The organism is Pseudomonas sp. VE 267-6A (genome assembly GCF_024126555.1).
GTDB classification, from domain to species: Bacteria; Pseudomonadota; Gammaproteobacteria; order Pseudomonadales; family Pseudomonadaceae; genus Aquipseudomonas; species Aquipseudomonas palmensis.
Genome location: NZ_JAMYBY010000030.1, coordinates 1 through 13492, shown reverse-complemented (window position 1 = coordinate 13492; position 13492 = coordinate 1). Strand labels below are relative to the sequence as shown.

13 protein-coding genes are annotated in these 13492 nt (G+C 65.2%); 7 read left to right on the top strand and 6 right to left on the bottom strand.

The genetic code is table 11. From position 1 onward, the window contains the following. Positions 1-27: 27 nt before the first annotated feature. Positions 28-1095 carry a tRNA epoxyqueuosine(34) reductase QueG gene (gene queG, locus NJH59_RS24840; RefSeq protein WP_043863541.1) on the top strand — a complete coding sequence of 356 codons (1068 nt, stop codon included), beginning with the start codon at positions 28-30 and terminating at the stop codon, positions 1093-1095. A gap of 87 nt (positions 1096-1182) precedes the next feature. On the opposite strand, the gene NJH59_RS24835 is transcribed toward queG, so the two are convergent. After that, the gene (locus tag NJH59_RS24835; protein WP_173925102.1) at positions 1183-1797 is read right to left on the bottom strand and encodes a trimeric intracellular cation channel family protein; all 615 of its coding nucleotides are present in this window, start codon (positions 1795-1797) and stop codon (positions 1183-1185) included. Positions 1798-1887: 90 nt separating this feature from the next. Then, positions 1888-2430 (bottom strand): oligoribonuclease, encoded by a 543-nt coding sequence (gene orn, locus NJH59_RS24830; protein WP_043863543.1) that lies wholly within the window; start codon positions 2428-2430, stop codon positions 1888-1890. 100 nt (positions 2431-2530) lie between these two features. Between orn and rsgA the strand changes: the two genes are divergently transcribed. Continuing rightward, complete coding sequence (gene rsgA, locus NJH59_RS24825; protein WP_043863544.1) at positions 2531-3562, top strand: small ribosomal subunit biogenesis GTPase RsgA; 1032 nt, start codon at positions 2531-2533, stop codon at positions 3560-3562. A gap of 3 nt (positions 3563-3565) precedes the next feature. On the opposite strand, the gene NJH59_RS24820 is transcribed toward rsgA, so the two are convergent. Continuing rightward, complete coding sequence (locus NJH59_RS24820) at positions 3566-3853, bottom strand: DUF3077 domain-containing protein (RefSeq protein WP_043863545.1); 288 nt, start codon at positions 3851-3853, stop codon at positions 3566-3568. A gap of 671 nt (positions 3854-4524) precedes the next feature. Here NJH59_RS24820 and NJH59_RS24815 point away from each other — a divergent pair. Continuing rightward, positions 4525-5004: a toll/interleukin-1 receptor domain-containing protein gene (locus NJH59_RS24815; protein ID WP_253087439.1), complete on the top strand. Its 480-nt coding sequence runs from the start codon at positions 4525-4527 to the stop codon at positions 5002-5004. Between the two features lie 67 nt (positions 5005-5071). Here NJH59_RS24815 and motB read toward each other — a convergent pair whose 3' ends face one another. Both motB and motA read right to left on the bottom strand, forming a co-directional pair. Continuing rightward, entirely contained in the window at positions 5072-6088 is a 1017-nt protein-coding gene (gene motB, locus NJH59_RS24810; protein WP_043863547.1) for a flagellar motor protein MotB, read from the bottom strand. Positions 6089-6091: 3 nt separating this feature from the next. Further along, entirely contained in the window at positions 6092-6943 is an 852-nt protein-coding gene (motA, locus tag NJH59_RS24805; protein WP_043863548.1) for a flagellar motor stator protein MotA, read from the bottom strand. Positions 6944-7091: 148 nt separating this feature from the next. Between motA and NJH59_RS24800 the strand changes: the two genes are divergently transcribed. The 3 genes from NJH59_RS24800 to asd are packed head-to-tail and all read left to right on the top strand — an operon-like array spanning position 7092 to position 10341. Continuing rightward, positions 7092-8612 (top strand): HDOD domain-containing protein, encoded by a 1521-nt coding sequence (locus tag NJH59_RS24800; RefSeq protein WP_253087438.1) that lies wholly within the window; start codon positions 7092-7094, stop codon positions 8610-8612. Between the two features lie 46 nt (positions 8613-8658). Continuing rightward, positions 8659-9465 carry a rhodanese-like domain-containing protein gene (locus tag NJH59_RS24795; protein WP_043863550.1) on the top strand — a complete coding sequence of 269 codons (807 nt, stop codon included), beginning with the start codon at positions 8659-8661 and terminating at the stop codon, positions 9463-9465. A gap of 9 nt (positions 9466-9474) precedes the next feature. Continuing rightward, complete coding sequence (gene asd, locus NJH59_RS24790; protein WP_043863551.1) at positions 9475-10341, top strand: archaetidylserine decarboxylase; 867 nt, start codon at positions 9475-9477, stop codon at positions 10339-10341. Between the two features lie 153 nt (positions 10342-10494). Here asd and serB read toward each other — a convergent pair whose 3' ends face one another. Next, positions 10495-11709, bottom strand: a complete 1215-nt coding sequence (serB, locus tag NJH59_RS24785) for a phosphoserine phosphatase SerB (RefSeq protein ID WP_043863552.1) — start codon at positions 11707-11709, stop codon at positions 10495-10497. Between the two features lie 135 nt (positions 11710-11844). Between serB and NJH59_RS24780 the strand changes: the two genes are divergently transcribed. Continuing rightward, on the top strand, positions 11845-13338 hold the full coding sequence (locus tag NJH59_RS24780; RefSeq protein WP_253087437.1) for a histidine kinase: 1494 nt from the start codon (positions 11845-11847) through the stop codon (positions 13336-13338). The last annotated feature ends 154 nt before the right edge of the window (positions 13339-13492 follow it).

Here is a 13492-nt window from a genome sequence, read left to right as displayed (position 1 = left end):
ACCTGAGTCATCGTTGCCCTATTTCGCATGTCTGCTTCCCCCCTCGATCTACCCGCCCTCGCCCAATCGATCAAGGATTGGGGCCGTGAACTGGGCTTTGCGCACGTCGGCATTGCCGGTGTGGAGCTGGGCGAACACGAAAAACACCTGGAACGCTGGCTGGCCGAGGGCTATCACGGCGAGATGGAGTACATGGGCGCCCATGGCAGCAAACGCTCGCACCCCGACGAGCTGGTGCCGGGCACCTTGCGCGTGGTGTCGCTGCGCATGGACTACCTGCCGGGCGACACGCAGATGGCGCAGATGCTCGCCCAGCCCGAAAAGGCCTACATCTCGCGCTATGCACTGGGGCGCGACTACCACAAGCTGGTCCGCAAGCGCGTACAGCACCTGGCCGAGCGCATCCAGAAAGACATCGGGCCGTTCGGCTTCCGCGCCTTCGTCGACAGCGCGCCGGTGCTGGAAAAGGCCATCGCCGAACAGGCCGGGCTGGGCTGGATCGGCAAGAACACCTTGTTGCTCAACCGCAAGGCGGGCAGCTACTTCTTCCTCAGCGAACTGTTCGTCGACCTGCCGCTACCGGTGGACGAGGCGCAGGCCACCGAGCATTGCGGGCGGTGCAGTGCATGCCTGGACATCTGCCCCACCCAGGCCTTCGTGGGGCCGTATGTGCTGGATGCGCGGCGCTGCATTTCGTACCTGACCATCGAACTGAAGAGCGCGATCCCCGAAGAGCTGCGGCCGCTGATCGGCAACCGGGTGTTCGGCTGTGACGATTGCCAGATCGTGTGCCCGTGGAACCGCTTTGCCCGGCCCACCGGCGAAGCGGATTTCAAGCCGCGCCACGGGCTGGACAATGCCGGGCTGGCGGAGCTGTTCATGTGGGATGAAGAGACGTTTCTGGCCAGCACCGAAGGCTCGCCGCTGCGCCGGGCGGGGTATGAGCGCTGGTTGCGCAACCTGGCGGTGGGGCTGGGCAATGCGCCCTCGACCATACCGGTGCTGGAGGCGCTCCAGGCGCGGCGGGAGTATCCGTCGGAGCTGGTGAGGGAGCATGTGGAGTGGGCGCTGCGTCAGCATCAGGCACGCCTCTAGGCAGGCGGTGCGGCCTTCGCCGGCAAGGCCGGCTCCTACACAGGCCGGTGCCGTCTGTAGGAGCCAGCCTTGCTGGCGAACAGGCCCTCAATGCTCGTCGTTGTACTGGAACTTCGGCATTTCCCAGCGAAACCGTATCGCCAGCAGCCTGAGCAGCAACCCGCCAAACAACGTCAGCAGAATCGCCTGCTCCCCCGGCACCTTGAAGTACACGCACCCCAGGTAGAACCACGCCGCCAGAAACGACACGCTGGCATACAGCTCACGCCGGAAGATCAGCGGAATGTCGTTGCAGAAGATATCCCGCAGGATGCCGCCAAACACGCCGGTGATCACCCCGCTGATCGACGCCACCAGCATGCCCTGGCCCATTTCCAGCGCGGTCATGCAGCCAATCAGGGTGAACGCCACCAGCCCCAGCGCATCGAGCACCAGAAACAGCGAACGCAGGTGGCGCATCAGCGGCGCGATGAAAATGGTGATCAAGGCCGCCACGCTGGTCAGCACCAGGTACTCCGGGTGCTTCACCCAGGTCAGCGGGTAGTGGCCCAGCAGCACGTCGCGCACCGAGCCTCCGCCCAGGGCCGTGACGCAGGCGATCAGCACCACGCCGAACCAGTCCATGCCGCGCCGCCCGGCCGACAGCGCCCCGGTCATGGCTTCGGCGGTAATGGCGATCAAATAGAGCATCAACAGCATGATGGCGCAGGTCCGTGCAAAGAGGCGCGCAGTCTACCCAGTTGCCCCAGGCACCAAAAGGGGGCGCGCCAACGATTGTTGGCGCAGTGCGGGTCAGAACTTGATGAAGTGCTCGCGGTAGTGGCGCAGCTCGGCGATGGATTCGCGAATATCGTCCAGCGCCAGGTGCGTGCCACCCTTCTTGAAGCTGTCGCGCACCTCGGGAGCCCAGCGTGCGGCCAGCTCCTTGAGGGTGGACACGTCCAGGTTGCGGTAGTGGAAGAAATTCTCCAGCTCGCGCATGTGCCGGTACAGGAAGCGACGGTCCTGGCAGATGCTGTTGCCGCAGATCGGCGACTTGCCCTTGGGCACCCACTGCTCCAGGAAGCGGATCGTCTCGGCCTCGGCCTCGGCCATGCTCACCTTGCTCTCGCGCACGCGCTGGGTCAGGCCGGAGTTGCCGTGGGTACGGGTGTTCCACTCGTCCATGCGCGCCAGCACCTCGTCACTGTGGTGGATGGCGATCACCGGACCTTCGGCCAGGGTGTTCAGGTCACTGTCGGTGACGATGGTGGCCATCTCGATGATGACGTCGCTGTCCGGATCCAGGCCGGTCATTTCCAGATCGATCCAGATCAGGTTCTGTGGGTTCTGCATGATTCTGCTCCTCGGTAGGCGCGCAGTTTAGCCTAGTGGAGCGTGCTAGACTCGACGCCGTTGCACCCTCACATGCTTTGCTTGACGAAACGAGACCTACATGGCCAAACGCCAGCTCAATCGCCGCCAGAACTGGCGCATCGAAAAAATCCAGGGTGAGCGCGCCGCCCGCGCTGCCAAACGCGAACAGCACACGCTGGACACCCTCGAAGGCGGCGACCTGGGGCCTGAACAACTGGGCCTGGTGATTGCACACTTCGGCGTGCAGGTAGAAGTCGAAGCACAGGACGGCGACGTGGCCGGCCAGGTGTTCCGTTGCCACCTGCGCGCCAACCTGCCGGCGCTGGTCACTGGTGACAAGGTGGTATGGCGCGCTGGCAACCAGGGTATCGGCGTGATCGTGGCGCAGATGCCGCGCAGCACCGAGTTGTGCCGCCCCGACAGCCGTGGCCAGCTCAAGCCGGTGGCGGCCAACGTCGACCTGATCGTGATCGTGTTCGCCCCGGCCCCCGAGCCGCATGCCAACCTGATCGACCGTTACCTGGTGGCCGCCGAGCATGCCGGTATCCGCCCGCTGCTGCTGCTGAACAAGGCCGACCTGATCGACGAGCAGAACGCCCCGGCGCTGAATGCGCTGCTGGCGGTGTACCGTCAGCTGGGTTACCCGCTGCTGGAAGTGTCGGCGCACCATGGCGACGGCATGCAGCAGTTGCAGACCTTGCTCGATGGGCACATCAGCGTGTTCGTCGGCCAGTCCGGGGTGGGCAAGTCGTCGCTGGTCAACAGCCTGCTGCCCGATGTCGACACCCGCGTAGGCGAGCTGTCGGAGTGGTCGGGCCAGGGCCAGCACACCACCACCACCGCGCGGCTGTACCACTTCCCGGGTGGCGGTGAGCTGATCGACTCGCCGGGCATTCGCGAGTTCGGCCTGGGGCACGTGAGCCGGGCGGACGTGGAGGCCGGCTTCATCGAGTTCAACGACCTGATCGGCACCTGCCGCTTCCGCGACTGCAAGCACGACCGCGAGCCGGGCTGTGCGCTGCTCAAGGCGCTGGAAGACGGGCGCGTGCAGCAGCAGCGCATGAACAGCTATCGCTCGATCATTGCCAGCCTGCCGCAGGACAGCTACTGACGGTCATGGCGCAGGCGTTTGTTCGATGAACATCGCGTGCGCCACATCCTCGACCAGGGCCTTGGACATGCCGCTCAGGTAATGTGCCGCCCAGACAAGCGTGCCATCCGGCTCGATGCCGGCTTGCAAGGTGAGCTTGTAGGCGCAACTGAGCAGCAGGGCCGATTGTTCCAGCGCGAAGTCGGCGTTGTGGCCGGCTTGCACGCGAAACAGGCGCTCGGCGGTGGGGCCGCCCTCGCCTTCGCCGAAAGTGCCGACGCCTAGTGTCTTGAAGACTGAGCTGTTTTCCATCTGTTATCTCCCGACGACTTTCTTAATTGGCTCTACGGGCGTCTTCGCCGGCAAGGCCGGCTCCTACAGGTACTGCGAGCCGTTGTAGGAGCCGGCCTTGCCGGCGAACGAGCGCGCAGCGCTCGCGATCTGTGCACGAGAGGATGTCTTCGAGGGGCAGATTGGCGTATTGGGGTGGATCGGGGACGATTTTCAACATGGGACCTCCGGTGGTGGAGTCGCCCACATCTGCTGTCAAACAAATGGGTGGCAACTGTACGCGGGTTGACAGACCGATCACCGGGACTCGGCGCACACGAATGTGCCCCACGCACAGTCGCCATAAAGGCTGCGCATGCCCACGATAAATACGGCCTGTCAAAACCGGTCGTTGAACACCAACGACGGGACGCAGACTAGAGCGCTACCGTGACCACCGCAATGGCGGGAAAGCGGCAAAAGTATGATTGGGAAGGGGCCTACAGGGAATAGGGAAATTCCGAAGATTCGCCTTACGCGGACACCTGTAGGAGCCGGCCTCGCCGGCGAAGGCGTCAGTTGTCGCAACACATTTGTAGGCCTTTTCACCCAGGCATGTAGTCCACCTCCTGATTCAATCCCACGCCTTGCACCACGCGTCGTAATCATCAAAGGTATCCCGCACCAGATTTGCGCCCACCAGGGACCTCCGGATGCCAGTCTCACTCCTCTACTGCCGCAACGACCTGGCCGCCGCCATGGCCATCGGCGAGCACCTGCGCCTCGAGGGCCTCGCCACCTGCCTGGAGGCCATCGACCCCCAGGCCGACGATGCCTGCACCCTCACCACCCTCATCAGCCGCAGCCTGCACGGCTGCACCCACCTGATCGTGCTGGTGTCGGGCAACACCTGCGGCGCCTGGTGGGTGCCCTTCGCCCTGGGCGCCGCAGCGCTGGCCGACCGACGGGTCGCCACGTTCCAGCTGGGCGAGCCGGCCAGCCCCACCTACCTGGGCGAACTGCCGGCCATGGCGCAAGCCACCGACCTGGACCTGTTCGTCAGCGCGTACCGCCTGGAACACACCCTTGGCCGTGCCCTCAACCTGCCCACGCAGGTCGCACCCGGCGACAATCGCTGCAATGCCCAGCACTTCCAGGCCGAGCTCAAGGCCAGCATCGGTCGCGGCTACTGAAATGCCGAACCCCACACAGCACAACGCCCGCACGGATCACTCCATGCGGGCGTTGTCGGCTGCCGGCTCACTGCGGCTTGTTGGGCTCGTCCATCTTCAACACGCCATCCTCGAAGATGTTCAGCTTCTCGCGCAGTTCACGCGGCTGCATCGGCTCGGGCTCGGGCGTCGGTGCCGCAGCGCCCGGCGCAGGTGCCGCGCCCGGCTGGGCTGCGTCCGGCGGCGTCGGCGAGGTCTGTTCGCCTTCGATGGTGCGCTGGGCCTTCTTGGTCAGCACGATGATGTCGATACGACGGTTCACCGGGTTGAGCGGGTTCTCGCGGTCGAACAGCGACGACGATGCATACCCCACCACCCGCGCCACCTGGGCATCCGGATAGCCACCGGCCACCAGCGCCCGACGCGCCGCGTTGGCACGGTTGGCCGACAGCTCCCAGTTGCCGTAATCACCGGTGCCGGCGTAGGGCTTGGCATCGGTGTGGCCGCTGATGCTGATCTTGTTCGGCACCGCCTTGATGGTGTCGGCCATCGCCAGCAGGATGTCCTCGAAGTACGGCTGCAGGCGCGCACTGCCCAGGTCGAACATCGGCCGGTTCTCGGCGTCCATGATCTGGATGCGCAGGCCGTCCTGGGTGATCTCGAACAGGATCTGGTCCTTGAACTTCTGCAGTTGCGGGTTCTCTTCGACCTTGTTCTGCAGCTCCTGCAGCACCAGGTTCAAGCGGTCTTTCTCGACCTGCTCGGCCATGCTCTCGACCGCGTCCTTGTCCAGCTGGATGCTGGTGTCAGGCGTCGGCTCGGACTGCACTTCAGGGTTGATGGTCTTTTCCGGGGCCAGCTCCGGCGAGCCGCCCAGGTCGATGATGTACGGGGTGCCACTCTCGGAGAACCCGATGGGGTCCTTGAAGTAGCCGGCAATCGCGATCTTCTGCTCGGGCGTGGCGGTGGACAGCAGCCACAGCACAAGGAAGAACGCCATCATCGCCGTGGCGAAGTCGGCGAACGCGATTTTCCAGGCGCCGCCGTGATGGCCGCCGCCGAAGCGCTTTACGCGCTTGATGATGATCGGCTGATTGTTTTCCATGGATCAGCGACCGCGAACTGCTTGTTCCAGCTCGGCAAAGCTTGGACGGTGCTTGGGGAACAGCACCTTGCGACCGAACTCCACCGCCAGCGATGGCGGCATGCCGGAGGCCGACGCCACCAGTGCGGCCTTGATCGCCTCGTACACGTTGACCTCTTCCTTGGCGTCGTGGGCCAGGGAGGTGGCCAGCGGGCCGAAGAAGCCGTAGGCCGCCAGAATACCGAAGAAGGTACCCACCAGCGCCGCACCCACGTGCAGGCCGATGGACTTCTGGTCGCCCTCGCCCAGCGAGGCCATGGTCACCACGATACCCAGTACCGCCGCCACGATACCGAAGCCTGGCATGCCGTCGGCGATGCCGGTCACCGCATGGGACGGGTGGTCGAGCTCTTCCTTCATGCTCAGCAGTTCCATGTCGAACAGGCCTTCGAGCTCGTGCGGGGCCATGTTGCCGGTGGACATGATGCGCAGGTAGTCGCAGATGTACGCGGTCATGCGCTCATCCTTGAGTACCGCCGGGTACTTGGCGAAGATCGGGCTGGCCGCGGCGTCTTCGATATCGCCCTCGATCGCCATCATGCCTTCGCGCCGGCTCTTGTTGAGGATCTCGTAGATCAGGCCCAGCACTTCTATATAGAAGGTGTGCGAGAAGCGCGAGCCGAACATGCTCAGCGACTTCTTGATCACGTGCATGGTCATGTAGCCGGGGTTGGCCTGCAGGAACGCACCAAAGGCGGCACCGCCGATGATCAGCACCTCGAAAGGCTGAATCAGGGCCGCGATCTTGCCGTGAGAAAGAACGTATCCGCCAAGCACGCTCGCGAATACGACAATGATGCCGATAATTTTAGCCATAGATTGGAAGCACTTACTGTCGTGGTCAGGGTCGGGGGCGGAAGTTCGTAAAACTCTTCTTCTACTTATCGGCAGTTCTGCGCCAGACTATAGCCAGTCAAGGCGAAAAGCCAGTTCGGCCACCTCCCAGCATGCCTAGTGAACTCACGTGCCAACTCAAATTCCAAAGACCCTAGACGCCTGGATCAAACTGCTCGACAGCGTGCAACTGCCGGTGCCGCTGGACAGTCACGAGCGGGTAAAAGCCGCCATCGGCGACAGCCGCCGCTCGCTGCGTGACATCGCCGATCTGATGCAGGACAGCCCCGCGCTGGTGCTCAGCGTGATGCGCGAAGCCAACCGGCATACCCACGCCAGCATGGCCGAGCCGGCCGAAAGCCTGGAAATCGCCCTCAACCGGCTTGGCCTCAAGCGCGCCGAAGAACTGCTGCTGCGCCTGCCCACCGCGCCGCCGGCGCAGATCCCCAAGGCCCTGCGCCACCTGCAGATGATCAGCCTGCATGCCAGCCAGCAGGCCAGCGGCCTGTTCGCCAGCCAACTGGCGCGGCTGTGGCAGGAGATCCACTGGGGCAGCCTGCTGTTCCTCTCGCCGTTGTGGACCCTGGCCCTGGCGCACCCCAAGCTGATCGAGGAATGGGAAGTGCGCGTGGTGCACCGCGGCGAGCCGGCCCTGCGCGTGGAGCGCGAACTGTTCGGTGTACCCCTGCTGGCGCTGTGCCGCGCCCTGGCCGACTACTGGCGCCTGCCCAACTGGGTCACCCAGGGCTACCACGTGCTCAGCGAAGAACGCCGCCCGCTGGTCAAGGTCATGCACATCGCCCGCCTGCACGACAACCCGCTGCGCCAGCAACAGCTGCTGGACGCCGACCCGGCCCTGCGCCGCTGGCTCAACCAGCCGGCCAACACCGTACTGCTAGCCAACGGCCTGGCCCTGGCGGCGCAGCACGCCTGGGACTGCCCGCACAGCCAGCGCTGGCAACGCCTGACCAGCCTGTACCTGCAGGTGCCGCTGAGCGAGGTGCAGCAACAGGTGCACCAGCAGGCCGCCAACAGTGCGCGCCTGCACGCCGACGACGACCTCTACCACCCCGCCGAATCGCTGATCTGGCCGACCGGCTCGCACTACGTACACCGCCGCCTGCGGCCTGCCGACGTGCCCTCGACCGAATCGCTGGGGGCCTGGCGCAAGTACTGCGCCGACCTGCTGGTGGAGCCCAGTGCGTTCACCAACGCCATGCACCTGACCACCTACGCCCGCGATGCCCTGGTGGCCTGCGGCATGCAGCGGGTGATGATGCTGATGGCCGACAAGGGCATGACCCACCTGCGCGTGCACCAGATCGCCGGGCTGCCCGCCGAGGCCGGCGGCCTGGTGGTGCCGCTCGCCCAGAGCAAGCTGCTGCAACGCCTGCTGACCCAGTCGGCACAACTGCGCCTGACCCCGGACAACTATGCCCAGTTCGGTGCCCTGCTGCCCGGCACCCTGCGCGTGCTGTTCCGTGGCCAGCACCTGCTGCTGCGCTCGCTGTCGAGCAACGGCAAGGTGGTGATGGTGGTGCTGGCCGACCAGGGCGGCGGCCCGTTCTCGGAGATCAGCGTGCAGGCGTTCGGCAAGACCGCCCAGTGCATCGAGCGCGCCCTCACCGCCTTCAGCAACCGCAGCACCTGACCCATGCGCTACAATCGCCCACTCTGTTCCGATCTGGAGACTCTGGATGACTGACTTTTCCGGCTTGCCCCTGGTGATTGAACCCGCCGACCTGCAAGCCCGCCTGGATGCGCCGGGGCTGATCCTGGTCGACCTGACCAGCACGAAACGCTATGGCAGCGGGCACATTCCCGGTGCGCGCTTCGTCGACCCCAAGCGCACCCAGCTGGGCCAGCCACCGGCGCCCGGGCTGCTGCCGAGCCAAGGCGACCTGGAAAAGCTGTTCGGCGAGCTGGGGCACAACCCGGACGCCGTGTATGTGGTGTATGACGACGAAGGCGGCGGCTGGGCCGGGCGCTTCATCTGGTTGCTGGATGTGATCGGCCATACCCGCTACCACTACCTCGACGGTGGCGCGCTGGGCTGGACCGGCGAGCTCTCGACCGATGTGCCCGCGCCCGCTGCCGGCAGCGTCAGCCTGACCCTGCACGAAGCCCCCACCGCCACCCGCGAATACCTGCAAAGCCGCCTGGGCGCTGCCGACCTGGCGGTCTGGGATGCCCGCAGCCCGCAGGAATACCGGGGTGAGAAAGTGCTGGCCGCCAAGGGCGGACACGTCCCGGGCGCGGTCAACTTCGAGTGGACGGCCGGCATGGACCAGAACGATCACCTGCGCATCCGCAAGGACATGCCCCAGATCCTCGAGCAGCTGGGCATCACCCGCGACAAGGAAGTGATTACCCACTGCCAGACCCACCACCGCTCCGGCTTCACCTATCTTGTGGCCAAACACCTGGGCTACCCACGGGTCAAGGCCTATGCCGGCTCATGGGGCGAATGGGGCAACCACCCCGACACGCCTGTAGAAGTTTAAGGAAATTCAATGAAATCCCGCTTGTTCATCATCAGCCAGTACCTGCTGCCCCACCACCTGCTGTCGCGCCTGGCCGGCTGCGTGGCCGAATGCCGCGTGAAATGGTTCAAGAACGCCTTCACCGCCTGGTTCGCCAAGCGCTACCAGGTCGACATGTCCCAGGCCCAGGTCGAAGACCTGACCGCCTACGAGCACTTCAACGCATTCTTCACCCGCGCGCTCAAGCCGGATGCGCGCCCGCTGGACCAGACCCCGGGGGCGATCCTGTGCCCGGCCGACGGCGCTGTCAGCCAGCTGGGCCCGATCGAGCATGGCCGCATCTTCCAGGCCAAGGGCCACAGCTTCAGCGCCCTTGAGCTGCTGGGCGGCGACCCGGCCAATGCTGCGCCGTTCATGGGCGGCGAATTCGCCACCATCTACCTGTCGCCCAAGGACTACCACCGCGTGCACATGCCGCTGGCCGGTACCCTGCGCGAGATGATCTACGTGCCGGGGCGGCTGTTCTCGGTCAACCAGACCACCGCCGAAAACGTGCCGGAGCTGTTTGCGCGCAACGAGCGCGTGGTGTGCCTGTTCGATACCGAGCGCGGGCCGATGGCCGTGGTGCTGGTGGGCGCGATGATCGTGGCGTCGGTCGAGACGGTATGGGCCGGGCTGGTCACGCCGCCCAAGCGCGAGCTGAAGACCTTCCGCTACGACGAGGCAGCGCGTGCACCGATCCACCTGGAAAAAGGCGCCGAGCTGGGCCGCTTCAAGCTGGGTTCGACGGCTGTGGTGCTGTTCGGGCCAGAGCAGGTGAAGTGGGCCGAATCGCTGGGTGCGGGGTCGGTGGTGAACATGGGCGAATGCCTGGGGTTGCCGGCGCAGCACGCCTGACCCAACAAAAAGCCCGCAGCGATGCGGGCTTTTTTGTGCCTGGCTGTCGGGCCTCATCGCGGGTCAAGCCCGCTCCCACAGGGGCTGCACGGCCTTCTGGAGCGATGGCAAACCTGTGGGAGCGGGCTTGACCCGCGCAGCGGCCGCGCTTTCTCAGTCGCGACCGTCGCGATCCCTGAAGCCCAGCAGATACAGCACCCCATCCAGCCCCAGCGTCGAAATCGCCTGCTTGGCCGACTGCTTGACCAGCGGCTTGGCCCGGAACGCCACGCCCAGGCCGGCAATCGCCAGCATCGGCAGGTCGTTCGCACCGTCGCCCACGGCAATCGTCTGCTCCATCTGCAAGCCTTCCTTGCGTGCCAGCTCGGTCAACAGGTCAGCCTTGCGCTGCGCGTCGACAATCGGCTCCACGGCTACGCCGGTCACCTTGCCGTCCACCACTTCCAGCTCGTTGGCGAACACATAGTCGATGCCCAGCTTGGCCTGCAGCTGCTTGGCAAAGTAGGTGAAGCCACCCGACAGGATCGCGGTCTTGTAGCCCAGGCGCTTGAGCTCGGCGAACAGCACCTCGGCGCCCTCGGTCAGGCGCAGCGAAGCACCGATCTCGTCCAGCACGTTGACGTCCAGGCCCTTGAGCAGCGCAAGGCGTTCCTTGAAGCTGGCACGAAAATCCAGCTCGCCACGCATGGCACGCTCGGTGATTTCCGACACCTGCTCGCCCACGCCTGCCGCCTTGGCCAGCTCGTCGATGACCTCGGCCTCGATCAGGGTGGAGTCCATGTCGAACACCGCCAGGCGACGGTTGCGGCGGAACAGCGAGTCCTGCTGGAAGGCGATGTCGACGTTCAGCTCCTGCGCCACGCTGAGGAACTCGGCACGCAGGGCCTGCGGGTCGGCCGGCTCGCCACGCACGGAGAACTCGATGCAGCCCTTGCCCTGGTCGGCCGGGGTGTCCAACGCGATACGACCCGACAGACGGTCGATATGGTCGATGTTCAACCCGTACTGGGCGGTGATGGAGCTCACCCGCTGCAACTGCTCGGCAGTGACCTTGCGCGTCAGCAGGGTCACGATGTGGCGGGCCTTGCCCTGGCCGTCGACCCACTGCTGGTAGTCCTGCTCGGAAACCGGGGTGAAGCGCACCTGCTGGTCCAGCTTGTACCCGGTGAAGAGGATGTCCTTGAGCACGGCGCTGGCCTGCTCGGTGCTGGGGATTTCCACCAGGATGCCGAACGACAGCGTGTCGTGGATGACCGCCTGGCCGATGTCGAGGATGTTCACCCCGCCCTGGGCGAGCACGCCGGTAATGGCCGCGGTGAGACCCGGACGGTCCTCGCCGGTGATGTTAATCAGAACGATTTCGCGCAAAACGGGCTCCGACACAGTGACAAAACGCGCATTCTACCCACTTTCGCAGACCATCGGGCGCAGTCGATACTTTGCCGGCCCATGCCCTGTCGCTATACTGCGCAGCACCTTCTCCGACATAAAGAGCCGCGCTCTGTGAACCGGCCCACGCCAGTTAAAACCGACAATTTCTTCCTGCTGATCTTCCGTGCCCTGCGCCAGCGCCGTGTGCCGTTGGCCTTGCGGATCGCCTGCCACAACGTGTTTCTGGTAGCGCTGGCGCTGGTCATCTACGCCGGGGTCATGGGCCTGCAGTTCAAGCAGGCCATGCACGAGCAGGCCGACGCCCTGGGTCAGAGCCTGACCACGCAGACCGCCACGTCTGCCACCGAACTGCTGGTGTCCAACGACATCCTCAGCCTCAACGTGCTGCTCGGCAACCTGGTGAAGAACCCGCTGGTGGCCCATGCCGCCATCTACAGCGTCGACAACCGGATCCTCGCCGAAGCCGGCCAGCGCCCGAAAAACGGCCTGCTGGGCGAGGTCGAGGGCCTGTACCAGACCAAGATCACCTTCCAGGACGTGACGGCCGGGCAACTGCGCATCAGCCTGGACATGAGCCAGTTCCAGCAGCCGCTGACCATCAGCCTGCAGAGCATGGGCATTCTGGCGGCGATCCTGCTGGCCCTGGCCCTGGCCTTGAGCCTGCGCCTGGGGCGCTTCATTTCGACGCCGCTGCTGCAACTGCGGGTGTGGCTGCGCGACCTGGATGCCTACACCCCGGCCACCGACCGCCAGGACGAGATCGGCGACCTGGCGCGCCAGCTGCATTCGCGCTTTGCCCCGCCACCGCCGGAGCCTGAAGCAGAGCCCGAGGAAGAAGACGACTACGACGAACACGAAGCGCAGCCGGCCTTGCAGGTGCGCAACCTGCGCGAGCCGGCGCTGGAGCCCAAGCCGGCGCTGCCCAGGCCAGTAGCGCATGATGAAGACGACGACGAGGCGTTTGCCGACCTGCGCGACGACAGCGATGCCGCACCGCAGGCTGTAGTACCCACTGCGCCACGCGAGCCGCAGGCCAGTGCGGTGCTGGCGGTGCAACTGGGCTCCCAGGAGCAACTGCGCCGCCTGCCTCGGGCACGTCTGACCGAACTGCTGGACCGCTACCGCGACTGCCTCGACCAGGCCGCGTCGCTGTATGAAAGCGAAGTGCACACACTCAACGATGGCAGCACGCTGCTGTTGTTCCACAGCTCGGAAAGCGGCGAGGACTACCTGACCAACGCCATCTGCTGTGGCGAACTGCTGCGTGCCCTGGGACATGCGTTGCAGGTGGAAGTGGCCGACAGCGGGATTACCCTGCAATTGCAGCTGGGCCTGGCGCTGGGTGAAGACCTGCACGGCCTGAGCCAGATCGACCTGCTGCTGACCGACAAGGCCCAGGATGCCCTGGCGTTGTCGCAACACAGCCGCAACCTGCTGCTGGTGGAGCGCAAGGTCAGTGATGATGCGCTGATTCGCCAGCGTGCCCGCATCCGCCCGATTGCCAGCCCTGAAGGGGCGTGCTGTGTGGAGCGCCTGATGGAGCCGTATCCGTCGATGCTGGAGCGCCAGCTGGCACGGATGCACGAGCGCCAGATCAAGACCTGAGGCCCCGTAGGAGCCGGTTTCAACCGGCCACAAAAAAGCCCGCATCGCTGCGGGCTTTTTTGTGGCCGGTGTCCCGTCCTGAATAAGGTTTACACCTCCCATCCCGAATTTCCGGAGAGTCAGATGGAGCAAGGTGTAAAGCGCACACAGCGTG

Excerpts from the sequence above, each read along its gene's own strand:
- queG (WP_043863541.1), top strand. The coding sequence starts at position 28 with ATGTCTGCTTCCCCCCTCGATCTACCCGCCCTCGCCCAATCGATCAAG.
- orn (WP_043863543.1), bottom strand. The coding sequence starts at position 2,430 with ATGCAGAACCCACAGAACCTGATCTGGATCGATCTGGAAATGACCGGC.
- rsgA (WP_043863544.1), top strand. The coding sequence starts at position 2,531 with ATGGCCAAACGCCAGCTCAATCGCCGCCAGAACTGGCGCATCGAAAAA.
- NJH59_RS24820 (WP_043863545.1), bottom strand. The coding sequence starts at position 3,853 with ATGGAAAACAGCTCAGTCTTCAAGACACTAGGCGTCGGCACTTTCGGC.
- NJH59_RS24815 (WP_253087439.1), top strand. The coding sequence starts at position 4,525 with ATGCCAGTCTCACTCCTCTACTGCCGCAACGACCTGGCCGCCGCCATG.
- motB (WP_043863547.1), bottom strand. The coding sequence starts at position 6,088 with ATGGAAAACAATCAGCCGATCATCATCAAGCGCGTAAAGCGCTTCGGC.
- motA (WP_043863548.1), bottom strand. The coding sequence starts at position 6,943 with ATGGCTAAAATTATCGGCATCATTGTCGTATTCGCGAGCGTGCTTGGC.
- NJH59_RS24795 (WP_043863550.1), top strand. The coding sequence starts at position 8,659 with ATGACTGACTTTTCCGGCTTGCCCCTGGTGATTGAACCCGCCGACCTG.
- asd (WP_043863551.1), top strand. The coding sequence starts at position 9,475 with ATGAAATCCCGCTTGTTCATCATCAGCCAGTACCTGCTGCCCCACCAC.